The following is a 23,310-nucleotide window of genomic DNA, read 5'->3' as shown; positions in this document are numbered from 1 at the left end:
TTTCCTTACAGCGTTTTGATGACATTGACGGAGACGGTCTCGGAGATTTCACCGAACGACATCACGTCCAGCTCCCGGAAACGCCCCTCGATCAGCTTTTTGATGTAGCGCCGCACGTCAATCGAACACAGCAGCACCATGTCCTTTTGCGCGATGTGCAGGCTGTCCAGGCCGACACTCAGTCGGTCCATCAGTTCTTCCGACTCGGCCGGTTCCAGGTTGATGAAACTGCCGCCCGACGTTTGCCGAATCCCTCGCCGCACCACTTCTTCGAACTCTGGTGACAACAGCAGCACGCGCAAGTCATTGCCCTGGGCAAACTTGTTGCTGATGTAGCGGGCCATCGCGCCGCGAACGTGCTCGACCAGCGCCAGCACATCCTTTTCCCGCGAAGCCCAATGGGCCAGCGATTCGAGAATGAGCTTCATGTTGCGCACGGAAATACGCTCGCCGATCAGCCGTTGCAGTACTTCGGCGATCTTCTGCACCGTGACGTGGCGATACACTTCCTTGAGCAGATCGGGGTAGCGCGCTTCCATTTCGTCGAGCAGTTGCTTGGTTTCCTGCACGCCAAAAAACTCCTGGATATTGCGCGCCAGCAACGTGACCAGGCAGCGATAGCATTCTTCGTCGGCCGGGCGCAGGTGATAACCCAATTGCTGTACCCGCTCGCGGTCGGTGGCGTTGACCCAGACGCCGCCCAGGCGGTTGCTGTCATTGCCGCGCACCAACGCAAAACCCATGGGTTCGAGCTCCGGTGAATAGTCGAGCAGACGCCAGTGATCGAAATGGATATCGAACTGTTCGGCGCGTACTTCATTGATCAGCACCGCGACCTGATGCGCCGGCAACGCATCGCTGGCACGAAGCTGCGGTTCGGGAATGCGCAGCCCGTAGTCGACGAAAAACTGGCTGCGAAAGCGCGCTGCCCAACGGGCCTTGTTCAGCTCTTCCAGGCGCGTGGTGGGCACCAGCAACATCAGAGCGATGGTTTCGGTGGCGATGTTGTCGACGTCGTCGAGCAGTCCCGACTCGGTTTGCAGTGCGCCTTGCTCTGAGGGTGCAACACGACCTTCGCCCTGCCCGGCTTGCCTGGAAGATTTGCGATGTCGCATGAACACAACCAGCCCCAGCACACCGGCAATCGACAAGAACGTCAGCAGCGGAAAACCGGGCAGCAGGCCTACGCCCACCGCCAGCAATGCGGTCACGCCCAGAACGAAGGGGTTACCCAACATTTGCGCGAGCATGTTGCGCCCCAGGTTGCTGTCATCGCCGTTGACGCGGGTCACAATGAAGCCGGCACCGATGGCAATCAGCAACGCTGGAATCTGCGCCACCAGACCGTCGCCGATGGTCAGCAAGGTGTAGGTCGACAGGGCCGTGGACATGTCCATGCCCATTTGTCCGACGCCAATGGCCATGCCGCCGATGAAGTTGACGAAGATAATGATGATGCCGGCGATCGCATCGCCCTTGATGAACTTCATGGCCCCGTCGAAGGAGCCATACAACTGGCTTTCGCGCTCCAGTACGCTGCGTTTTTCACGCGCTTCTTCGGCAGTGATCGCGCCAGCCTTCAGGTCGCCGTCGATGCTCATTTGCTTGCCCGGCATGCCGTCCAGCGAGAAGCGCGCCGCGACTTCGGCAACCCGCTCCGACCCCTTCGTGATCACGATGAACTGGACAATGGTGACAATGGAAAAGATCACGAAGCCCACCACCAGACTTTCGCCGATCACAAAGTCACCGAAGGACGCGATGATTTCGCCCGCATCGGCCTGACTGAGAATCAGACGGCTGGTGCTGATTGAAAGCGCCAGGCGAAACAACGTGGTCAACAGCAGTAACGCCGGGAACGTCGAATAGCTGAGGATGCGCTCGATGTAGAAAGAACCCATGAACACCAGCAGCGAAATGATGATGTTCAGGCCGATGAGAAAATCCACCAGCATCGTCGGCAAGGGAATGATCAGCATGGCGATGATCATCACCATCAGCGTGAGGATCAGCAGCTCCGGTCGAGCCCCGACATTTCGCAAAAACACATTGAACATGGCCAGTCAGCTCCAGGACAAAATCATGAACAACCGCCGAGACGTCGCCGTTCAATACACTCGTGGGCGTAGGCGATGTTGGCCAGACGCGTGAACTGTTGTGCCAGGCGCTGCGGCGCCTCTTCATCGGCAAACAGGGGCAATGGCAGTTGCAGGCTGAGCCGGCGCACCGTTTGCAGCACCGTCGAGCGTTCACGGTGAGGGCTCAACAGCAGGCGTTCGCCCAGCGCGCCGAGCAACAGCTGGTCGAGTTCGTCGGGGTAGGTCAACAGCCCCATGAGGAACACCAGCCAATCAGACTCTTCGGGGTTGTGCCGGCAAATGAGTTCATCGCCGAGCAGGCTGCCGATAAACAGGCCATCGGCTGAACGCAGGCGCTTGAGGTCAGCCAGCCTGGCCAGCAGCTGGCCAAACTCTGTACGCGAGCAACTCGGGTCCTGGGCACTGATATCGGTGAGCAAGGCGTCTTCGATGAACACCAGCACGCTCATGCGTTTGAGCGGGCCATACAACGCAATCCAGTCCTGATAACAACTGACCGGGCCGTCGTCGGACTCCAGAAAATCCCGATAGGTTTCGCGCAGCAGACCTGCACGCACGGCCATGCTCGCACCGAACATTCTGGCTTTGAGGGCCGTATTGATTCCCGCGCTCATTCGCTTGGGCGAGGCCTCGGCGAGCGCCACCTGCAATACCCGCTCGAGTCGCCGACGCGAGCCGGCATCGAGCCGTTTACGGCGCAACAATTCGCGCAGCACCAACACCCGATCGCTGTCGTCGGGAAACAACCCGCGCAACTGCTGCAGCAACCAGGTGACAGGCTTGTCCGCCAGCCGCGCCAGACTGAGTACCCGTTGCACCTTGGGTAAGGTGTCGTCGTCGAGCACTCTTTCGAAGTTGTCTGTCAGGGTGTCGGACTTGAGCTCAAAATGTCGCCGGCCGCGAAACTGCGCCAACGCCGCCGACATTTCATCGCTGATCTGGACAAAGCGCTGCGCGGCAGCCGCCGTACCGCTTTCATCCAGATCAATGTCGGCATCCACCTGCGGTTGTGGGTGCTCCGCGGCTCTCTCGGCATTCAGCCGAGCCTGGGCAGCTCGCCCACCCGTGGAAACCGGTGGCAGGATCATTCAATCGCCGCCCGAAAGTACGATCGGCGCACACGCTCATGCTGCTCTGGGGTCAGCACCTGCGAGCCCGGCTCCGTGACAGGTTCAAGGGCGTCGAGAATCTCCTTGGGCTGAATCAGGAACACCCGCACCGTGTTGGCCGAGCGGTTCTGGCGATAGCTGAACAATCGCCCGATCCACGGAATCGCCCCCAGTATCGGTATCCGTCCGACTTGCTCACTGTTGTCATCGCGGGTGAAACCGCCTACCAACAGGCTCTTGCCTTGAGGCACTCGCGCCACCGTGCTGATTCGCGTGCGACCGACCGTGGGCAGCGCATTTGGACGCTCACCCTGGCCGGGGTTTTCGACTTCATTGCCGTCCTCGATATTGAGCGACATTTCCACCTCGTCCGACTGGGCGAAACGCGGCAGTACGCTGACCAGCGTGCCATAGGTCACGTGCTGCAAATCGACACTGCGCTCGCCCACCAGCGGGGCATAAAACGTGCGGTTGTTGTCGAAGATCGCCGGCACGTTTTCCTGGGTCAGGATCACCGGTCGCGAGACTACGTTCGCTCGGTTGGTCCGCTCCAGCGCCATGACCTGGGTCACGAACGAAGCGCCATCGAGGGTGGTCGCCGAACCGGCATTGAGCGATGCGGAAAATTTACCGCCCGAATTCACCGTGCCTTGCCAATTGATGCCCAGCTGATTGAGTTCATCCTTGTGCAAATCAATGATCCACAACGACAACTCCACGTGGCGTTTGGGCGTGTCCAGCGCACTCACCAGGTTCTCGATAAAGCGCACTTGCTCCGGTAACCCCTTGACCAACAGGCTGTTGGTATCGGGGTAGGCCACCACCCGAATGTTTCCGGCGGCCGTGTCGCGCGCAAGGATTCTCGGCGCAGACGGGTCCTGATCGGAAGGCGTGGTCGCCAGGCCTTGCAATGGAAACACCGGCATCAAGCCCTGTGGTCGCTGTGCAGGAGCTTGCGCCACCGACGGCTCGACTTCGCGCTTCTCGCCACGCAACAAGCTCTCGATCACGGTCGCCAGCCCGGGGATGGTCACCTTGTCATCGCGCAGCTCGTATTTGCGGTCGCTGACAAAGGTGTTTCGCACCTGAATGACGCCAATCTGCTGCTTGCCCAGCAACAGTTCCGAACGCTGGTTATCCATCAGCCCGGCCGCTTGCACGACCAGATCGACATACATCGGCGGGCCGGACACATGGAACGTACGCAGACCGTCGTGGCGCAATGGATAACGGCGATCGTACAAACCGGAGCGTTCCAGGAACGCCTGAAGTTTCGCCACGGTCAGGGTCTGCAGCGACACCATCGAGCTTTTGAACTCCGAGGCGTCATACAGATAAATCGCCTGACCATCGCTGTACCAGATCAGGCCCATTTTCGCGCTGATTCGCTCAAAGGTCCGTTGCGGCGCGAGCAGATCGAACGTACCGGAAATCCGCTTGGCCGCAGCGACCTTGCTGACGATGACCGGCTTGCCCAGTGGACCGGACAGTTCGCTGAAAAAAGTGCGCGCGCTCTGTTCCCGGGCTTCGAAATTATAGATTCCGGCCTGCGCGGAAAACGGCGCGAGCAGCAACACGGTGGTTAAGCAGGCGGGCAAAAGGGATAAGGAGAACACTCGACAGTTCATGCGGCTCACTTGCCTGGAAGGTAGGTAATATCGGCCAGACTGCTGGGCGTGAAGCCCACCAGCTCGCGGATTTCCTTGGAGAAATGCGAAGAAGAGGCAAAACCGAATTCCAGCGCCACATCTGTCAGGGAGCCCTCCTGCAAACTCATGTTCAATAGCGCTTGGGCTGTCCGCCAGCCGCGCAATGCAGGCTTGGCCGCAGTGCCCAACGCCTGTCGGCACAGCCGACGAAAATGCGATACAGAAACGCCATAACGCTGCGCCAGAATGGTCAACTTTTCGCTGTGGGTGCCCTGCTCCAGCAGAAAGTGCACAAGTCCGTAACTCTCGGTACGACGCAGCACGCCGGCAAAGGCCTGATAGGCCAAGCCACTGGCCATTGCCTGTTCGAGGTACCAGCGCTCAAGCGCCCTCTCGGACTGGATGGTCGGATAAGCCACCGGCAATGCCGCCCAAGGTGCCTGGCGGGGTCGTTGATCAATCAGCGCGTCACTCAGATCGATAAAAACCTGTAATTTCACCAGCAGCGCTTCAGATATCGGCAGCACCTGCACGCTGCCACCGCTCACTTGCAGTGCATCGCTGTGCGCTATCAGCCCCTCCCAACCGACGGGCAACCGACAGCCCGCCGAACACGGCGCAGAGGCGAGATCTACGACTGACTCGGTGACACGCAGATGCAGCACCCGCTCGGCGAAACGAGCATCAGGGAATGTTGTGGCGCGACGCGATTCGATTTGCACGCCAACCTCCTATGCGGCCTGACGATAATGGCCGACAGGATGAAAGGCATGGCGCGTCGAATCCTGATGGAAAACTGATGAAACCCGGGCTGGCATATGCCTTGCACCCGAAAACGCATCAGCACTCATGCCAACGACGGGATGAGTGGAAGGACAATGGCGTCGTCACCCGGCTTTGCCCACGCAAGGGCCTTGGGACGACGCTTTTTTTTGGAAGGTGCGAAATCGATGAACGAACCATCAGCCGGCCCACTGGCCTGGGTCAATGGCAGCGATGCCCCGGAAAAAACCGCAATCAACCTCGGCTTCATGGCCCTGAGCGACTGCGCCTCAGTGGTGGTCGCCGCCACCCAGGGCTTCGCCCAACCCTACGGCCTGACCCTGAACCTCAAGCGCCAGTCGTCCTGGGCCAACCTGCGAGACAAACTGGTCAGCGGCGAACTCGATGCCGCCCACAGCCTGTACGGCCTGATCTACGCCGTGCACCTGGGCATCGGCGGCGTAGCCTCCACCGACATGGCCGTGCTCATGGGCCTGAACCAGAACGGCCAGAGCATCAATCTCTCCCACGGCTTGCAGGCCTTGGGCGTGACCAGTCCTGAAGCACTGGACCGACATGTGCACCAAAGTCGCCCAAAACTGACCTTCGCTCAGACATTTCCTACGGGCACCCACGCCATGTGGCTGTATTACTGGCTCGCGAGTCAGGGCATTCATCCGTTGCAGGATGTCGACAGCGTGGTGGTGCCGCCGCCGCAAATGGTCGCGCACTTGCAAGCCGGGCGCATCGACGGTTTTTGCGTCGGCGAGCCATGGGCGGCCAGCGCGGTGCAGCAAAATCTGGGATTTACGATGGCCACCAGCCAGACCCTCTGGCCCGATCACCCGGAAAAAGTCCTCGGCTGCACCCGCGCCTTTGTCGAGCAATACCCCAACACCGCCCGGGCATTGGTGATGGCGATCCTCGAGGCCAGCCGCTTTATCGAAGCCAGCGGCGAAAATCGCCGCAGCACCGCGCAACTGTTGAGTGCGCCTGAATATCTGGATGCACCGCTCGATTGCATCGAACCGCGCTTTCTCGGTGACTACGCCGATGGCCTGGGCAATCGCTGGCAAGACCCGCACGCCATGCGTTTCCACGGTGGCGGCGAGGTCAATCTGCCGTATTTGTCCGATGGCATGTGGTTCATGACCCAGCTCCGGCGCTGGGGTTTGTTGCGTGACGACCCGGATTACCTCGGTGTGGCCCGTCAGGTCCAGCAACTAGACTTATACCGAGAGGCTGCCACCGCTGTCGGCGTGCCTGCCCGGAGTCAGGAAATGCGCAGCAGTCAACTGATCGACGGCAAAGTCTGGGACGGCTCGGACCCGGCCGGCTATGCCCGCAGCTTCACGCTGCACGCCATGAGCGACAGCGCTCTTCTTCTCGCCAGCCACTGACAGGAGCCTGCGAAATGTTGCGTATCCTGCTGATCAATGACACCGCGAAAAAAGTCGGGCGTCTGAAGGCTGCCCTGACCGAAGCCGGGTTCGAGGTCATCGACGAGTCCGGCCTGACCATTGACCTGCCCGCGCGCGTCGAAACGGTGCGTCCGGATGTGATTCTGATCGATACCGAGTCACCGAGCCGCGATGTGATGGAGCAAGTGGTGCTGGTGACCCGTGATCAACCACGGCCAATCGTGATGTTCACCGACGAGCACGACCCCGGTGTAATGCGTCGGGCGATCAAGTCCGGCGTCAGTGCCTACATCGTCGAAGGTATTCACGCACAACGCTTGCAGCCGATTCTCGACGTGGCCATGGCGCGCTTTGAAAGCGACCAGGCCCTGCGCGCGCAACTGCACGCCCGCGACCAGCAACTGGCCGAGCGCAAGCGCATCGAGCTGGCCAAGGGGCTGCTGATGAAGATGAAGGACTGCAACGAAGAAGAGGCCTACACCCTGATGCGCCGCCAGGCCATGAGCCGCCAACAGAAGCTGATACAGGTGGCGGAGCAGATCATTGCCATGAGTGAGTTGTTGGGCTGAAGCCTTGCGGAGCCTGTGCTGACGCCTTCGCGGGCAAGCCTCGCTCCTACAGGTTTCGTGTCGTTTACAACATCTGAATTCACCACAAAACCCGTAGGAGCGAGGCTTGCCCGCGAATGGCCACAACGCAATCTCACGTGTTGGCACAAATCTCGCTAAGTAAATCCCTGCAAGGTAACCAACGGCGGTTGCCCCACCTACGACGAAGACGTCGCTCACCTCATTCGCCCCCCTGGCGGATCGGGTAGCGGCGTTTTTTCGTTTTGGCCCCAGAGACCGGGGCTGGTGGTGCGGCCATTGCGGCGCCCACCTGCAAGCTCATGACTCCTTCTTGATACGCCTGACAGCTGAGGTGCGCGATGAATTCAAGCTTCTGGAAATCCGGCCATACCCCGACACTGTTCGCAGCCTTCCTCTATTTCGATCTGAGCTTCATGGTCTGGTACCTGCTCGGCCCAATGGCGGTGCAGATCGCCGCAGATTTGCAACTGACTACACAACAGCGCGGGCTGATGGTGGCCACGCCAATTCTGGCCGGGGCCGTATTGCGCTTTGCGATGGGCCTGCTGGCTGATCGCCTGTCGCCAAAAACCGCCGGGATAATCGGCCAGGTGATCGTCATCTGCGCCCTGTTCGTCGCCTGGAAAGTCGGCATTCACAGTTACGAACAAGCACTGTTGCTGGGCCTGTTCCTCGGCATGGCCGGTGCGTCCTTCGCCGTCGCCCTGCCGTTGGCCTCGCAATGGTATCCGCCACAGCACCAGGGCAAAGCCATGGGCATCGCCGGTGCCGGTAACTCGGGCACGGTGCTCGCTGCCTTGATCGCTCCGGTTCTAGCCGCCGCGTTTGGCTGGAGCAACGTGTTCGGCTTCGCCCTGATCCCGCTGATCCTGACCCTGATCGTCTTCTACTGGCTGGCCAAGAATGCGCCTGAGCGGCCGAAAGCCAAGTCCATGTCCGACTACTTGAAGGCCTTGGGCGACCGCGACAGCTGGTGGTTCATGTTTTTCTACAGCGTGACCTTCGGTGGCTTCATCGGTCTGGCCAGCGCCCTGCCCGGCTACTTCAACGACCAATACGGCCTGAGCCCGGTGACTGCCGGCTACTACACTGCTGCATGTGTGTTCGGTGGCAGCCTGATGCGTCCGTTGGGCGGCGCGCTGGCGGATCGCTTCGGCGGGATTCGCACCTTGTTGGCGATGTACACCGTGGCAGCGATCTGCATTGCGACAGTGGGTTTCAACTTGCCGAGTTCCTACACAGCATTGGCGCTTTTCGTCTGCACCATGCTCGGTTTGGGGGCAGGCAACGGCGCCGTATTCCAATTGGTCCCGCAGCGCTTTCGTCGGGAGATCGGTGTGATGACCGGACTGATCGGCATGGCCGGCGGCATCGGTGGCTTCGCTCTGGCAGCCGGCATGGGTGCAATCAAGCAAAGCACTGGCAGCTATCAACTGGCGTTGTGGTTGTTTGCCAGCCTCGGCGTACTCGCCTGGTTCGGTCTGCACGGTGTGAAACGTCGCTGGAGAACCACTTGGGGTTCGGCAGCCGTCACCGCTGCTCGGGTGTGAGAACTGAATGAGCCTGCAACTGAGCTTTGCCGAACACAGCGCCATCGGCCCCCGCGAGGAGAACCAGGATGCTCTGCGCCTGGTCACTCCGGCCCCGGCGCTGGCGGCGAGCAAGGGTTATTTGTTCGCCATCGCCGACGGCGTGAGCCAATGTGCCGATGGCGGGCTCGCCGCCCGTTCGACCTTGCAGGCCCTGGCGCTGGATTACTACGCCACTCCGGAAACCTGGGGCGTCGCCCAGGCATTGGACCGTCTGCTACTGGCTCAAAATCGCTGGTTGCAGGCTAACGGCGGCGGGCAACCGCTGCTGACCACCGTCAGCGCCTTGGTGATGCGCGGCCGGCGTTTCACTCTGGCTCACGTCGGCGATTGCCGGGTTTATCGTTGGCACGCCGACACGCTGCAACGGGTGAGCGAGGATCACGTCTGGGACCAGCCGGGCATGCAGCATGTGCTCAAGCGAGCCCTCGGACTGGATCAACACCTGGTGCTGGACTTTCTCGATGGTGAACTGCGCCTGAACGAGAGTTTCGTGCTGCTCAGCGACGGCATCTGGGCCGTGCTGGGCGACACGGCCATTGCAGCGATTCTGCGCGATCAACCTGACCTGAACAGTGCCGCGCAGACCTTGGTCAGCGCCGCGCACCTGGCCGGCAGCCAGGACAACGCCAGCGCCCTGCTGGTGCGGGTCGATGCCCTTGGTGAAACCAGCATTGGCGACGCACTGATTCATCTGCAGCAATGGCCACTCCCGCCTGCGCTGAAGCCGGGTCAGACTTTCGAAAGCTGGCAGGTCGAAGGGATCCTCGGCCAGAGCCAGCAATCGCTGCTCTACCGGGTGCGCGATGCACAACAACAGCCCTGGCTGCTGAAAACCTTGCCCGGTGCGCTGCGTGACGATCATCAGGCCGGGCAGGCATTGTTGTCGGAGGAATGGTTTCTCAAACGGGTGGCCGGGCGGCATTTCCCTGAAGTCCATACCGCCAGTCAGCGTCAGCATTTGTACTACGTGATGCGTGAATATTCCGGGTCTACCCTGGCTGAACTGCATGAGCGTGTCGGAACGCTGCCATTGGCTCAATGGCTGGACCTGGCCGAACGCTTGCTGCGGGCCATCGGCATATTGCATCGACGGCAGATTTTGCATCGCGATATCAAACCGGAGAACCTGCTGCTGGGGGACGACGGTGAGCTGCGACTGCTGGATTTCGGCCTCGCCTACTGCCCCGGACTGTCTGAAGATCAAGCCTGCGCGCTGCCCGGAACGCCCAGCTATATCGCGCCGGAAGCCTTTCGAGGTGACGCTCCTACACCACAACAGGATTTGTACGCGGTCGGCGTGACCTTGTATTACCTGCTGACCGGGCATTATCCCTACGGCGAAATCGAAGCGTTCCAGCGCCCTCGGTTTGGTGTGCCTGTCAGCGCCAGTCGCTACCGGCCCGACCTGCCGGAATGGATTGCGCAAAGCCTGGAGCGCGCGGTGGCGGCAGCTCCGGATCAGCGTTTTGAAACGGCGGAAGAATGGTTGCTGCTACTGGAACAGGGAGAACGTCGCAGTTTGAGCGTGCGCCCCAGACCGTTGCTGGAGCGCGAACCGTTGAAAGTCTGGCGGACATTGGCGCTGGTGTCGTTGCTGGTGAATCTGGTGCTGCTGTTTTTACTCTTTCATGACTGACCAGAAGATCAAAAGATCGCAGGCTGCGCCAGCTCCTACGGGTGCCCACGATCTCCTGTAGGAGCTGGCGCAGCCTGCGATCTTTTGATCTTTCTGCTTCAAAACCGGGCATCGCGCCTTGAACCGGTGCACGCAAACATCCTTTTCCCATGATGAGAACCCATAAATTGGGCATTTGTGCGACTTGGCACAACCACTGCATTACCTTTCCCAACATACATAAAGCCCAACCTTCAACGTAGAAGGCTGCGCTGCCCGAGAGAACGGGACAAGGACAAAGGCGTCCTCGCTAGTTAACTAGCGGGACGCCTTTTTTTGTTTGCGCAAAATTTTGTCGAGCAAGGCCTGAATGCCCTGATGAGGCAGGCCCGAGCTCCCCGGAGAACCTGATGAAAAAACTAAAACTGGTGATGATCGGCAACGGCATGGCCGGGGTTCGTACCCTGGAAGAACTGCTCAAGCTGAGTAATGAGCTGTACGACATCACGGTCTTCGGCGCCGAACCCCATACCAACTACAACCGCATCCTGCTGTCGCCTGTACTGGCCGGCGAACAGACGTTCGAAGAGATCGTACTCAACGATCTGGACTGGTACCTGGAAAACAACATCAAGCTGCTGCTCAACCGCAAAGTGGTGGAGATCGATCGGGTCAAACGCCGGGTCATCGCCGAAGACGGCACCGAGGCCGAATACGACCGCCTGCTGATCGCCACCGGTTCGACCCCGTTCATCCTGCCAATCCCCGGCAATACCTTGCAGGGCGTGATCGGCTACCGCGACATTGCCGACACCCAAGCGATGATCGACACCGCCAAGACCCACAAGCACGCCGTGGTCATCGGCGGCGGCCTGCTGGGCCTTGAAGCCGCCAACGGGCTGATGCTGCGCGGCATGCACGTTACTGTGGTGCATATCGGCGAATGGCTGCTGGAACGGCAACTGGACAAAACCAGCGGCCAACTCCTGCAAACCGCCCTGGAAGCCCGTGGCCTGCACTTTCGCCTGTGCGAACAGACCCAGGCCCTGCACGACGCCGGCAACGGCCGGGTCGGCTCGGTGCAGTTCAAGAACGGCGACATCATCCCTGCCGACCTGGTAGTGATGGCCGCTGGCATTCGTCCCAATACCGAGCTCGCGGAAAAATCCGGCATCCCTTGCAACCGCGGGATTCTGGTCAACGACACCCTGCAAACCTACGACCCTCGGGTCTACGCCATCGGCGAGTGCGCCAGCCACCGTGGCATCGCCTACGGTCTGGTGGCGCCGCTGTTCGAACAGGCCAAGGTCTGCGCCAACCACCTCGCCCAACTGGGCTTCGCCAGCTACAAGGGCTCGGTGACGTCGACCAAACTGAAAGTCACCGGCATCGACCTGTTTTCCGCCGGCGACTTCATGGGCGGCGAAGGCACCGAAACCATCACCCTCTCCGACCCGATCGGCGGGGTGTATAAAAAGCTGGTGATCAAGAATGACGTGCTGGTCGGGGCCTGTCTGTACGGCGATACGGCAGATGGCGGTTGGTATTTCCGGCAGATCCGTGAGAACCATGCCATCGGCGAGATCCGCGATCACTTGATGTTTGGCGAAAACGCCTTGGGCGACGTAGGACATCAGGGCCAGGACAAAGCCATGAGCATGGCCGATACCGCCGAAGTCTGCGGTTGCAACGGCGTGTGCAAAGGCACCATCGTCAAGGCCATCCAGGAACACGGTCTGTTCAGCGTCGATGACGTGAAAAAACACACCAAGGCCGCCAGCTCCTGCGGTTCCTGCGCCGGTCTCGTCGAGCAGATCCTGATCAATACCGTGGGCGGTGCGGCGGACGTCAAACCGAAAAGCGAAAAAGCCATCTGCGGTTGCAGCGACCTCAACCACGGGCAAATCCGCCAGGCCATCCGCGACCAGCACCTGCTGACTATCGCCGGCACCATGAGCTACCTGAACTGGCGCACCCCGAACGGTTGCGCCACGTGCCGTCCGGCGCTCAACTACTACCTGATTTCCACCTGGCCGGGCGAAGCCAAGGACGACCCGCAATCGCGTCTGATCAACGAACGCGCCCACGCCAACATTCAGAAAGACGGCACTTACTCTGTAGTCCCACGGATGTGGGGCGGTGTGACCAATCCTTCAGAGCTGCGGCGCATTGCCGACGTGGCCGACAAGTACAACGTGCCGATGGTCAAGGTCACCGGCGGCCAGCGCATCGACTTGCTGGGGATTAAAAAGCAGGACTTGCCTGGCGTCTGGAAGGATCTGGACATGCCGTCCGGCCACGCCTACGGCAAATCCATCCGCACCGTAAAAACCTGTGTCGGCAGCGAGTTCTGCCGCTTCGGCACCCAGAACTCCACACAACTGGGCATCGAGCTCGAACACGACCTGTTCAACATGTGGTCGCCGCACAAAGTGAAACTGGCCGTCTCCGGTTGCCCACGCAACTGCTCGGAAGCGGGAATCAAGGACGTCGGAATTATCGGCGTGGATTCCGGCTGGGAGATGTACATCGGTGGCAACGGCGGGATCAAAACCGAAGTCGCGGAGTTCTTCGTCAAACTGAAAACCGCCGAAGAAGTACGCGAATACAACGGCGCGTTCCTGCAGCTGTATCGCGAAGAAGCCTTCTACCTCGAGCGCACCGTGCATTACCTGCAACGGGTCGGCATGGAACACATCAAGAAAGCCGTGCTGGAAGACCCGGAGCGGCGCAAGGCCTTGAACGAGCGCCTGCAATTTTCCCTGTCGTTCGAACAGGACCCGTGGAAGGAACGCCTCGAACAGCCGCTGCTGAAAAAAGAATTCGAGGTCATTCCCGTGAAGAACCTGGAGGTGTCGGTATGAACTGGCTGGATATCTGCGCACTGGAAGAGATCAACACCCTTGGCTCGCGGATCATCGCGGGCCCGAAAGGGGACATCGCGATTTTTCGTACGAGCGACGATGAGGTTTTCGCCCTCGACGACCGCTGCCCGCACAAAGGCGGGCCGCTGTCCCAAGGTTTGATCTACGGCAAACGAGTGGCCTGCCCGCTGCACAACTGGCAGATCGACCTGGAAACCGGCGAAGCCCAGGCCCCGGATATCGGCTGCGCCCACCATCACTCGGCACGGGTCGAGAATGGCCGGGTGCTGCTGGCCCTGCGGGAAGCAAGCTGATGGACCGTCAAATCACCGCCTCCACCTGCTGCTACTGCGGGGTCGGCTGCGGCGTGCTGATCGAACACGACGGCGAGCGCATCCTCGGCGTCAGCGGCGATCCGGCACACCCGGCCAACTTCGGCAAGTTGTGCAGTAAAGGTTCGACCCTGCACCTGACTGGCGACCTGAAGGCACGGGCGTTGTACCCGGAATTGCGCCTGGGCAAAGGCCTGGCCCGCAGCCGCACCGACTGGGACACGGCTCTCGATCACGCCGCCAGCGTCTTCGCCGAGACCATCGCCGAGCATGGCCCGGACAGCGTTGCGTTCTATATCTCCGGGCAGTTGTTGACCGAGGATTACTACGCCTTCAACAAACTGGCGCGAGCGCTGGTGGGCACCAACAACATCGACAGCAATTCGCGGCTGTGCATGTCTTCTGCGGTGGTCGGCTACAAGCGCAGCCTCGGCGCCGACGCTCCGCCCTGCAATTACGAAGATCTGGAATTGAGCGACTGCGTGATGATCGTCGGCAGCAACATGGCCTACGCCCACCCGATCCTCTTTCGTCGGCTGGAAGAAGCAAAATCCCGCCGCCCACAGATGAAAGTAATCGTCATCGATCCTCGGCGCACCGACACCTGCGATTTGGCTGACCTGCACCTGGCGATTCTTCCCGGTACCGATGTCGCCTTGTTCCATGGGATTTTGCACCTGTTGCTGTGGGAAGACTGGGTCGACCGCGACTTCATCAAGGCCCACACCGAAGGCCTCGCCGAGCTGAAAAACCTGGTGCGCGATTACACCCCGACAATGGTTTCGCAACTCTGCGGCATCAGTGTCGAGCAACTGCATCAATGCGCGGAATGGGTCGGCACTTCACCGAGCTTTCTGTCGCTGTGGTGCATGGGGCTGAATCAGTCCACTGCCGGCAGCGCGAAGAACAGCGCGTTGATCAACCTGCATTTGGCCACCGGGCAAATCGGCCGACCCGGTGCAGGACCTTTCTCGCTGACGGGTCAGCCGAATGCCATGGGCGGCCGGGAAACCGGCAGTTTGTCGAACCTGCTGCCAGGCCATCGCGAAGCGGCCAATGCCGAACACCGCGCACAAGTGGCCGACTACTGGGGCGTTGATCAACTGCCCGCGAACACCGGCCTAACGGCCATCGAACTGTTCGAGCAGATGCGCAGCGGCAAGATCAAAGCCCTGTGGATCGCCTGCACCAACCCTGCACAGTCGTTGCCGGACCAGACCGCTGTGCGCGCGGCACTGCAAGCCTGCCCGTTCGTGGTGTTGCAAGAAGCGTTTCGCACCACCGAAACCGCCGCGTTCGCCGACCTGCTGCTGCCTGCCGCCAGTTGGGGTGAAAAGGACGGCACGGTCACCAACTCCGAACGACGCATTTCCCACGTCCGTCAGGCCATCGGCGCACCCGGTGAAGCACGGCCCGACTGGGCAATCACCGTGGATTTCGCACAGCGCCTGGAAAAACATCTGCGCCCTGGAGCTACCAGCCTGTTTGCCTTTGAAAACCCGGCACAGGTATTCGACGAATACAAACACCTGACTCGTGGCCGTGACCTCGACCTGTCCGGGATCAGCCATGAACTGATCGACCAGCTCGGTCCGCAGCAATGGCCCTTCCCCGCTGGAGCTGGCGAAGGCACGGCGCGGCTGTATCTCGACGGGATTTTCCCGACCGCCAGCGGGCGCGCTCAGTTCGTGACCGACCCGTATCGCGCCGCCAAGGAACAACGCGATGCGCGCTTCCCGCTGACCCTGATCACCGGCCGCCTGCGAGATCAATGGCACGGCATGAGCCGCACCGGCACCGCCGCGCAGTTGTTCGGCCATGTCAGCGAAGCCGTGTTGAGCCTGCACCCGGATGAACTGCGTCGGCATCGCCTGCAACCGGGCGATCTGATCAATCTGAAAAGTCGGCGGGGCTCGGTGATCGTGCCGGTCAGCAGCGATGACAGCGTACGTCCGGGCCAGGCGTTTCTGCCGATGCACTGGGGCGACCGCTTTCTCAAGGGTGGCGTGAATACCCTCACCCTTCCCGCCTTCGACCCACTGTCGAAGCAACCGGAACTCAAACACAGCGGTGTGCGACTCGAGCCTGTGCAATTGCCTTGGCAGCTTTTCGCCTTGATAGAGGGTGATGTTCAACAGCACTTGGAGACGCTGCGACCGCTCTGCGAGGGGTTTTCCTACGCAAGCCTCAGCCTTACCGGCCGTGAGCGCCCTGCACTGCTGATACGCGCCGCCAGCGCCACCGCGCCAGATCCACAGCTGTTGCGTGATATCGATCAATGCCTGGGGCTCAACGAAGGCCCGGTATTGGCCTACGACGATCCTCGGCGCTCGATTGGCAAACGGGTACGGATCGAGAATGGCCGGATCACCGCGATTCGTCTGGCCGGTGAAACCCTCGCTCAGCACTGGCTACAAAGCCTGTGGCTCGAAGGTCGTGCCGACGAACAGCTACGTCGCTGGCTGTTGGCACCCTTGAGTGCACCGCCGGGCAGCGCTGGCAGTCCGGCGTCGGGCACCAAAACTCTATGCAATTGCATGAACGTCAGCCAGAACGCGGTCTGTGCCGGTATTGGCCGTGGCCTGGATTTGCAGGGTTTGAAACAAGAATTGGGCTGCGGCACGCAATGCGGATCCTGCGTCCCGGAAATCAAGCGTTTGCTGGCCGCCACTGCGCAGCCAGTCGCCGTCATCTCGTGAGGAAAACACTATGAGCGCAAAAGTCTGGCTGGTGGGTGCGGGTCCTGGCGATCCTGAATTGCTGACCCTCAAGGCGGTTCGAGCGTTGCGCGAAGCGGACGTGGTGCTGATCGACGATCTGGTCAATGACGCGGTGCTGGAGCATTGCCCGAATGCCCGAATTATTCCTGTAGGCAAGCGCGGGGGCTGTCGCTCCACGCCTCAAGCCTTCATTCATCGCCTGATGTTGCGTTATACCCGCCACGGCAAATGCGTGGTGCGCCTCAAGGGCGGTGATCCGTGCATCTTTGGGCGTGGCGGCGAAGAAGCACAATGGCTGCGTGAGCGCGGCGTCGAGGTTGAGCTGGTCAATGGCATCACGGCCGGTCTTGCCGGTGCGACCCAATGCGATATTCCGCTGACGCTGAGGGGCGTCGCACGTGGCGTGACACTGGTCACGGCACACACTCAGGATGACAGCAGCCTGAACTGGCAGGCTCTGGCACAAGGGGGCACCACGCTGGTGATCTACATGGGCGTGGCGAAGCTCAGTGAAATTCGCGAGCAACTGCTGGCCGGTGGAATGGCAGCCGATACGCCTGTGGCGATGATCGAAAATGCTTCCCTGCCGCACCAACGGGAATGTCGGAGCGACTTGGCAAACATGGAAGAAGATGCCTGCGACTTCCAGCTCAAAAGCCCGGCGATTCTGGTGATCGGTGCTGTGGCGGCCTGTGATGAGATCAAAAGATCGCAGCCTGCGGCAGCGCCTGCATTGGCTCGGTGTTTATCCTTGTAGGGATTAAAAGATCGCAGGCTGCGATCCTTTCGGAACACCGCCAACCCTCGCTGAAACCCAAATCGCAGACAAAGAAAAGCCCGGCCTGAGCCGGGCTTTTCCAGAGCTGCGAGCTAATTACTTAGCGCTAGCTTCAACCTGCGCTTCTACGCGACGGTTTACAGCGCGACCAGCGTCAGTTTTGTTGTCAGCAACTGGGCGGGATTCGCCGTAGCCAACAGACTGAACGCGGGACGATTCAACACCGTACTGGTTGGTCAGAACGTTCTTAACGGCGTTTGCACGACGCTCGGACAGTTTCTGGTTGTAAGCGTCAGGACCGACGGAGTCAGTGTGACCTTCAACAGTAGTAGTGGTGGATGGGTACTGCTTCATGAAGTCAGCCAGGTTTTTGATGTCGCCGTAGCTGTTAGGCTTGACTACCGACTTGTCGAAGTCGAACTTCACGTCCAGCTCAACACGAACAACTTCAGCAACTGCCGGGCAGCCATCAGCGTCAACAGTTACGTTGGCCGGGGTGTCCGGGCACTTGTCAACGTTGTCGCAAACGCCATCGTTGTCGCTGTCGGCGCAGACTTCAGCTGGTGCTGGAACTGGAGCAGCAGCAGGCTTGGAGCCGCCACCGAAGTTCACACCGATACCGACGCTAGGAGCCCACTCGGTGTTGCCCTGGTCGATGTTGTACTGAGCTTCAACGCCGGCACGGGCGTAGAAGTTGTCGGTGAAGTACAGCTTGGCGCCGCCACCAACGTTGGCGAAGGTGGAACGGTCACGACCGTTCGAACCGTTCTGGTCGATGCTCTGGTCGGAGAAACCGGCCGAGACGTAAGGACGCAGCATGTCACCTGGGTTGTTGAAGTGGTACAGAGCGTCCAGAGCGGTGTTCGCGCCCTTGATGTTCTGACCGGAGTCGGAACGCACGTTATGCACTTCGTCGTAGCCCAGACGCAGTTCAACGTCGTCGGTCAGGAAGTAACCAACAGAACCACCGAACAGGTTGCCGTCGTTTTTGAAGTTACGAGTGCTGTCAAAGTACTCTTTCTTTGCGAAGCCTTCGATTTCAACTGCGCCTTGGCCTTGTGCCAGAGCGCCGAACGAAGTGGCGGCAATAAGAGAACCAATGGCCAAGCCCAAGGTGTTTTTCAGTTTCATCCGTTAAATCCCCATCTGGTGATTGTGAAGCAGTCCCGCAAACCGGGGGACAACTCGGCGGCAAGTCTATCAGAACTTGCCTACACGTAAGAGATATTTGCGCCGAACTAAGTTTCAGCGATACCTGCAAATTTCTCACGCAATTTGTCTAGAGCGCGTTTGTAACGCATTTTTGTCGCACTCAAACCCATGTGCATTATGTCTGCGATTTCCTGAAATTCCAGTTCTGCGACAAATCGTAGCACCAGAATTTCACGGTCAATCGGATTCACATACACCAGCCAGCGATCAAGTCCACCCTTCTCCTCGGGTTTCGGCGTCTTTTCTTCAGACGCTTCCTCGAGGGGGTCCAGACTCAAAGCGTCCATCAAGCGACGCTTTCGCCGTTCCTTCCGATACTGCGTGATGCACTCGTTGTACGTGATGCTATACAGCCATGTCTTGAACTTCGATTTGCCCTCGAAGTTCTTCAAGCCGTACAGCACCTTCAACATCACTTCCTGACAGACATCATCTGCGTCACGATCGTTCCCGAGATACCGTGCACAGACGTTAAATAATGTTCGCTGGTAACGCCGCATCAGTTCTTCATAAGCGCGCGTTACGTGAAACAGCTCGGTATGCGAGCGCGCGACCAACTCCTCATCAGAGAGCTCGCGGGGGTCGTAGCGCGTGGAGAGCGATTGAGCTTTATTCAAAACAAGTCTGGCCGACAGTCAGGTCAATGTCCGCCGCAGCCCCTCAGGGCATTTTGCGGCGGCATACATTAGCAGGATTTGCCGGGTTAGCGGCTACTCACATGCTGCTCCAAGAGAATCCGATTCGAGAGAGAGACTAGCTCACCCTCGTCGGTCAGCACGGTGGTTTTAACCGTGCCGATTTCCTCGATTTGACCTTCGACCTCGCCAATACGCACTTCCTGCCCAACCTGATACAACTCACGCACATAGATTCCCGCAAGAATCTGACCGGCAATTTCCCGACTTCCCAAGCCCATCGCCAGCGCAACCGCCAGACCGACGGTAATCAAAACGATCACGATCACATGGTTGAGCAGGTCTGTTTTGACCTCCAACTGGCTGATCGCAACCGAAATACTGATGATGATCACCAGGCCCTGGGCAATTCGCCCCAGGCCCGCGGCGTAATCAAGCCCTACGCCTTCTGCCGCGCCACGCACCAGCCCATTGGCCAGTTGCGCCAGCAAAACACCCACCAGCAGTACCAGCGCAGCACCGAATACTTTCGGCAAATACAGCGCCAACATGTCCAGCGTAGCCGAAACTCGCTCAAGTCCAAGTGATTCTGCGGCTGAAACCAGAAAAATCAGCAGAACGAACCAATAGACGATCTTGCCGATCAGCGTCGAGATAGGCACCTGCAAGCCGGCGCGGGATAGCAACTTGGTCAGCCCGGTACCGCCCATCAAGCGATCGAGGCCCAGTTTGGCAAGCAATTTGGAGAGTAGCGTGTCCAACAGTTTGGCCACGACAAAACCCAGCAGCAGCACAACCAGTGCGCCGAACAGGTTCGGAATGAAGTTCGCAACTTTGGTCCATAACGCAGTCATTGCAGTGACGAGGCTCTGAGTCCAGAGATCAAGTTCCATATTCAATCAGCCTTATCAGCAGTGCGAGCGGTAGGTTTACGAAGACGGGAAACCGGCGCGACATGGGCCGATCCGTTATTCAGGGCGATCATCAGCGCGGGCAGCCAGCGGCCCAGCAGGCTGAACAGATCGCCGGCACCGACCTGGCGGTTGGCGGTTTTCAGCACGCGGCCCAGGCAGGCATCGTCGTCACGGCTGGACGGCGAAGCTTTGAGCATGTCACGCAAAGACTGTTCGAACGGATCGTGCATACGCACCTCTCGTGATATCTGTGAAAGACGCGGTCAAATTTGCCCGGGTCACATGACTCATCATCAGAACCAGCGCAAACGTCGGTATAGCCACCACTGCCCCAGCGCTACCGAACCTGCCAGCAAGCAGGCGATCAGGAAGCCATAAGGGCTGCTGGAGAACGGAATGCCGCCGACGTTGATACCCAAAAGACCGGTCAGAAAACTCATCGGCAAAAAAATCCCGGTGATGATCCCGAAGCGGTACATCGTGCGGTTCATGCGCACGCTCAAACGCCGGTCTTCGGCCTCCAGGACTAGCCCCACGCGCTCCCGGGTCAATTCCAGCTCCTCGAGATAACGGGTCAGGCTGTTGTTCAATTCGTTCCAGTAATCGGCATCGTCTTCAACGAACCATGGCATTTTTATCCGCGTCAGCTGACCAAAAATATCCCGTTGCGGCGCCAGAAAACGCTTGAGTGAGGCCGCCCTGCGACGGATCTGCAATACGGTCCCGTGCTCAGGTGTATACCGTTCGTCGGCATCCAGCTTTTCTTCTTCCTCATCGACGATTTCGGAGAGGCAGCTGACCAGATCCTGCACTTTATGGGTGAGGTACTGCGCCATATAAAGAATGAGTTCAGAGGCGGTTTTCGGCCCTTTGCCTTCGGCCAGTTGTACCAGCAACTCATCGGTGGCGCGCAACGGCCGCAGACGCAGGGAGATCACCCGCTGGGCTGAACCGAAGATCCGCACCGAGACCATGTCTTCCGGTTCGGCACCTGGATTGAGGTTGATCCCGCGCAGAAATAGCAATAGTTCGGAGTCCGGCAACGGCAAAAGGCGCGGCCGGGTGTTCTCCTCCAGCAGTAAGTCGCAACTAAATTCACTCAGACCGCTGGATTGACGCAGCCAGGTCTGGGTTTGTGGATGACTGCGATCCCAGTGCAGCCACAGGCTTTCATGGGCCTGCAGCTGCAAATCATCGAGTTCAGTCCGGGCTATCGAACGCGCACCGCCTTTACCGTCCAGCACCAGGGCATGTACCAGCCCCCATTGCGCGTTTTCTTCCTCGAACATCCTCACCCCTTTAATGAAGCGCGCTTTATTCAGGCATCTGCAGCGGACTTGGCGAAATGATCACGCCATTGTTGTCCGCATAAATGTATTCGCCGGGACGGAACGTCACACCGGCAAACGTCACCACAACGTTGAGATCGCCGAGCCCGCGCCTGTCGGATTTCCTCGGGTGGCTGGCGAGGGCCTGAACGCCCAGATCGGTCTGTGCGATGATATCGACGTCACGGATGCAACCGTAGATCACCAGCCCTTCCCAACCGTTTTTCGCGGCTTTCTCGGCCAGCATGTCACCCAGCAACGCATGACGCAGGGAACCGCCACCGTCTACCACCAGCACTTTGCCATTCCCCTTGAGCTCGACTTGCTCCTTGACCCGCGAGTTGTCTTCGAAACATTTGATGGTCACGATTTCGCCGCCGAAAGAATCACGGCCGCCGAAATTGCTGAACATCGGTTCCAGCACCTGCACCAGCTCCGGGTAGGCATCGCACAGGTCAGGCGTGATGTAATGGTTCATCGAGAAACTCCTGTAAAAAAGGAAGACAATCGAGTAGGCAGCCTACGCGGGCCAGGGCTGAACAGCTGAAACGCGCCGATCAAATCAGCCACCAAAAGTGACCAGAACCGCTCAATGCGTCATATCTTAGCCGCAAGCCGTTCAGAGCGAAATGCCCTTGTTAGAGCATCAGGCTCAAACTGCAGTGACAAAATCCGGCTTTCCACCCAGCAACGGCGTCTGTTGATCCGCCAGCCAACGCGCCACCAACGGCCAGACTTCAGCCTGCGCAGCCTTGCTGACAAGCATTTCCACATGACCGAAATTATCGCCAAAGCCTTGCTCGCGGCCAAGAGTGATGAATTGCTTGTGCTCGGAGCCAACCTGATCGAACAGCTTGCGGCAGGCCCAGGTCGGGTCCTGATGATCGCCCGCGGCGCTCACGGCCAGCACTGGCAACTGAACCTCGGCCAAACCCGCCCACCAGTCCTTGTCGGCATCGCCAAAACGGCCGAACAGCCCGTACCAGCGCATGCTTTCCAGGGCCAGGCCAATCGGCTCGTCCTCCGGGCCGCGCTTGAGCCGTGAACCTGACAGCTGGGCAAATCGCTTGAGAATAAAGCGTCCGCTCCACTCCACCGGTGGAAACTTCAATGGCCAGTAGGTGCGGCTGACCTGCGTGCCGAAAAACGCCGCAGAGGCCACTACCGGTTCGCCGATGTATTCACCGCCCAGCGCCGCCGCCAGGGTGATCCCGCCCAGCGAATGACCGATCCAGTGTGGGATCTGGCCACTTTGCTCGCGTACGAACGCGCCAATGGCAGGCAAATCGTAACGTGCGTAGTCGGCGACGCTGTTATTGCGATAGTCCTGGTTGCGCTGAGATAAGCCATGTCCGCGCATTTCCGCAATCCACACATCGAATCCCAGACGCGTCAGATAAGCCCCCAGCCCCAGACCTTTGGGAGAGAACCAGAACCGTCGATTGGAAAAACTGCCGTGCAACAGAATCACCGGCACGCCACGCACCGCCGGCTCATCGGCCAGGCCCAAGCGTGTGACAGCCAATTCGACGGTGCCGTCGGGGCTGTTGCCGGGTTTCAAACGATAGACGTCTTCGCTCAAATCACCGCGCCGTTCGGCGCTGATCAGGGCGACAGGAAATAGATTGCTGCTGCTTTGCATAATGCTCTTGCACAAAAAAGGGCGGCATCCAGAGGAGCCCGCCCTGCT

The 23,310-nt window shown here is 59.6% G+C and carries 19 protein-coding genes; 8 read left to right on the top strand and 11 right to left on the bottom strand.

All coding sequences use genetic code 11. The annotated features are described in order from the left end of the window. Window positions 1-5: 5 nt before the first annotated feature. From CKW20_RS05250 to CKW20_RS05235, 4 genes are read right to left on the bottom strand one after another with little or no spacing between them, the layout of a single operon-like run. Window positions 6-2,057: an EscV/YscV/HrcV family type III secretion system export apparatus protein gene (locus CKW20_RS05250; protein WP_095051947.1), complete on the bottom strand. Its 2,052-nt coding sequence runs from the start codon at window positions 2,055-2,057 to the stop codon at window positions 6-8. A gap of 23 nt (window positions 2,058-2,080) precedes the next feature. After that, window positions 2,081-3,187: a type III secretion system gatekeeper subunit SctW gene (gene sctW, locus CKW20_RS05245; protein ID WP_095051946.1), complete on the bottom strand. Its 1,107-nt coding sequence runs from the start codon at window positions 3,185-3,187 to the stop codon at window positions 2,081-2,083. Continuing rightward, window positions 3,184-4,836 carry a type III secretion system outer membrane ring subunit SctC gene (sctC, locus tag CKW20_RS05240; protein ID WP_095051945.1) on the bottom strand — a complete coding sequence of 551 codons (1,653 nt, stop codon included), beginning with the start codon at window positions 4,834-4,836 and terminating at the stop codon, window positions 3,184-3,186. The genes sctW and sctC overlap by 4 nt, the downstream gene beginning before the upstream one ends. 5 nt (window positions 4,837-4,841) lie before the next feature. After that, a complete protein-coding gene (locus tag CKW20_RS05235; RefSeq protein ID WP_095051944.1) occupies window positions 4,842-5,579 on the bottom strand; it encodes a helix-turn-helix domain-containing protein in 738 nt (245 codons plus the stop codon). A 228-nt stretch (window positions 5,580-5,807) separates the two neighbouring features. On the opposite strand from CKW20_RS05235, the gene CKW20_RS05230 reads away from it, so the two are divergent. From CKW20_RS05230 to cobA, 8 genes are all read left to right on the top strand, one after another. After that, on the top strand, window positions 5,808-7,019 hold the full coding sequence (locus CKW20_RS05230) for a CmpA/NrtA family ABC transporter substrate-binding protein (protein WP_095051943.1): 1,212 nt from the start codon (window positions 5,808-5,810) through the stop codon (window positions 7,017-7,019). Between the two features lie 14 nt (window positions 7,020-7,033). Continuing rightward, the gene (locus CKW20_RS05225; protein WP_030127923.1) at window positions 7,034-7,609 is read left to right on the top strand and encodes an ANTAR domain-containing response regulator; all 576 of its coding nucleotides are present in this window, start codon (window positions 7,034-7,036) and stop codon (window positions 7,607-7,609) included. Between the two features lie 359 nt (window positions 7,610-7,968). After that, window positions 7,969-9,180 (top strand): NarK/NasA family nitrate transporter, encoded by a 1,212-nt coding sequence (locus CKW20_RS05215; RefSeq protein WP_095051942.1) that lies wholly within the window; start codon window positions 7,969-7,971, stop codon window positions 9,178-9,180. Between the two features lie 7 nt (window positions 9,181-9,187). Then, on the top strand, window positions 9,188-10,858 hold the full coding sequence (locus CKW20_RS05210; protein WP_095051941.1) for a bifunctional protein-serine/threonine kinase/phosphatase: 1,671 nt from the start codon (window positions 9,188-9,190) through the stop codon (window positions 10,856-10,858). A gap of 389 nt (window positions 10,859-11,247) precedes the next feature. Continuing rightward, window positions 11,248-13,701 carry a nitrite reductase large subunit NirB gene (gene nirB / locus CKW20_RS05205; RefSeq protein ID WP_095051940.1) on the top strand — a complete coding sequence of 818 codons (2,454 nt, stop codon included), beginning with the start codon at window positions 11,248-11,250 and terminating at the stop codon, window positions 13,699-13,701. Next, a complete protein-coding gene (nirD, locus tag CKW20_RS05200; RefSeq protein WP_007902067.1) occupies window positions 13,698-14,015 on the top strand; it encodes a nitrite reductase small subunit NirD in 318 nt (105 codons plus the stop codon). Before nirB ends, nirD begins: the two co-directional genes overlap by 4 nt. Further along, entirely contained in the window at window positions 14,015-16,732 is a 2,718-nt protein-coding gene (locus tag CKW20_RS05195) for a nitrate reductase (RefSeq protein WP_095051939.1), read from the top strand. The genes nirD and CKW20_RS05195 overlap by 1 nt, the downstream gene beginning before the upstream one ends. 10 nt (window positions 16,733-16,742) lie before the next feature. Beyond that, the gene (gene cobA, locus CKW20_RS05190) at window positions 16,743-17,510 is read left to right on the top strand and encodes a uroporphyrinogen-III C-methyltransferase (RefSeq protein ID WP_095051938.1); all 768 of its coding nucleotides are present in this window, start codon (window positions 16,743-16,745) and stop codon (window positions 17,508-17,510) included. A 117-nt stretch (window positions 17,511-17,627) separates the two neighbouring features. Here cobA and CKW20_RS05185 read toward each other — a convergent pair whose 3' ends face one another. From CKW20_RS05185 to CKW20_RS05155, 7 genes are all read right to left on the bottom strand, one after another. After that, a complete protein-coding gene (locus tag CKW20_RS05185; RefSeq protein WP_095051937.1) occupies window positions 17,628-18,662 on the bottom strand; it encodes an OmpA family protein in 1,035 nt (344 codons plus the stop codon). A 107-nt stretch (window positions 18,663-18,769) separates the two neighbouring features. Further along, on the bottom strand, window positions 18,770-19,360 hold the full coding sequence (gene sigX / locus CKW20_RS05180; RefSeq protein ID WP_032834987.1) for an RNA polymerase sigma factor SigX: 591 nt from the start codon (window positions 19,358-19,360) through the stop codon (window positions 18,770-18,772). Between the two features lie 86 nt (window positions 19,361-19,446). Next, entirely contained in the window at window positions 19,447-20,271 is an 825-nt protein-coding gene (locus CKW20_RS05175) for a mechanosensitive ion channel domain-containing protein (protein WP_095051936.1), read from the bottom strand. A 2-nt stretch (window positions 20,272-20,273) separates the two neighbouring features. Continuing rightward, window positions 20,274-20,522, bottom strand: coding sequence for a hypothetical protein (locus CKW20_RS05170; RefSeq protein ID WP_007940635.1), 249 nt, complete (start codon window positions 20,520-20,522; stop codon window positions 20,274-20,276). Window positions 20,523-20,585: 63 nt separating this feature from the next. Further along, complete coding sequence (locus tag CKW20_RS05165) at window positions 20,586-21,581, bottom strand: zinc transporter ZntB (RefSeq protein WP_095051935.1); 996 nt, start codon at window positions 21,579-21,581, stop codon at window positions 20,586-20,588. Between the two features lie 25 nt (window positions 21,582-21,606). Continuing rightward, complete coding sequence (gene rraA / locus CKW20_RS05160) at window positions 21,607-22,098, bottom strand: ribonuclease E activity regulator RraA (RefSeq protein WP_095051934.1); 492 nt, start codon at window positions 22,096-22,098, stop codon at window positions 21,607-21,609. Window positions 22,099-22,272: 174 nt separating this feature from the next. Then, window positions 22,273-23,262 (bottom strand): alpha/beta fold hydrolase, encoded by a 990-nt coding sequence (locus tag CKW20_RS05155; protein ID WP_095051933.1) that lies wholly within the window; start codon window positions 23,260-23,262, stop codon window positions 22,273-22,275. Between the last annotated feature and the right edge of the window lie 48 nt (window positions 23,263-23,310).

The sequence above is a fragment of the Pseudomonas sp. Irchel s3b2 genome (genome assembly GCF_900187445.1).
Classification (GTDB): Bacteria; Pseudomonadota; Gammaproteobacteria; order Pseudomonadales; family Pseudomonadaceae; genus Aquipseudomonas.
This window is presented reverse-complemented; position numbering and strand designations above follow the sequence as displayed.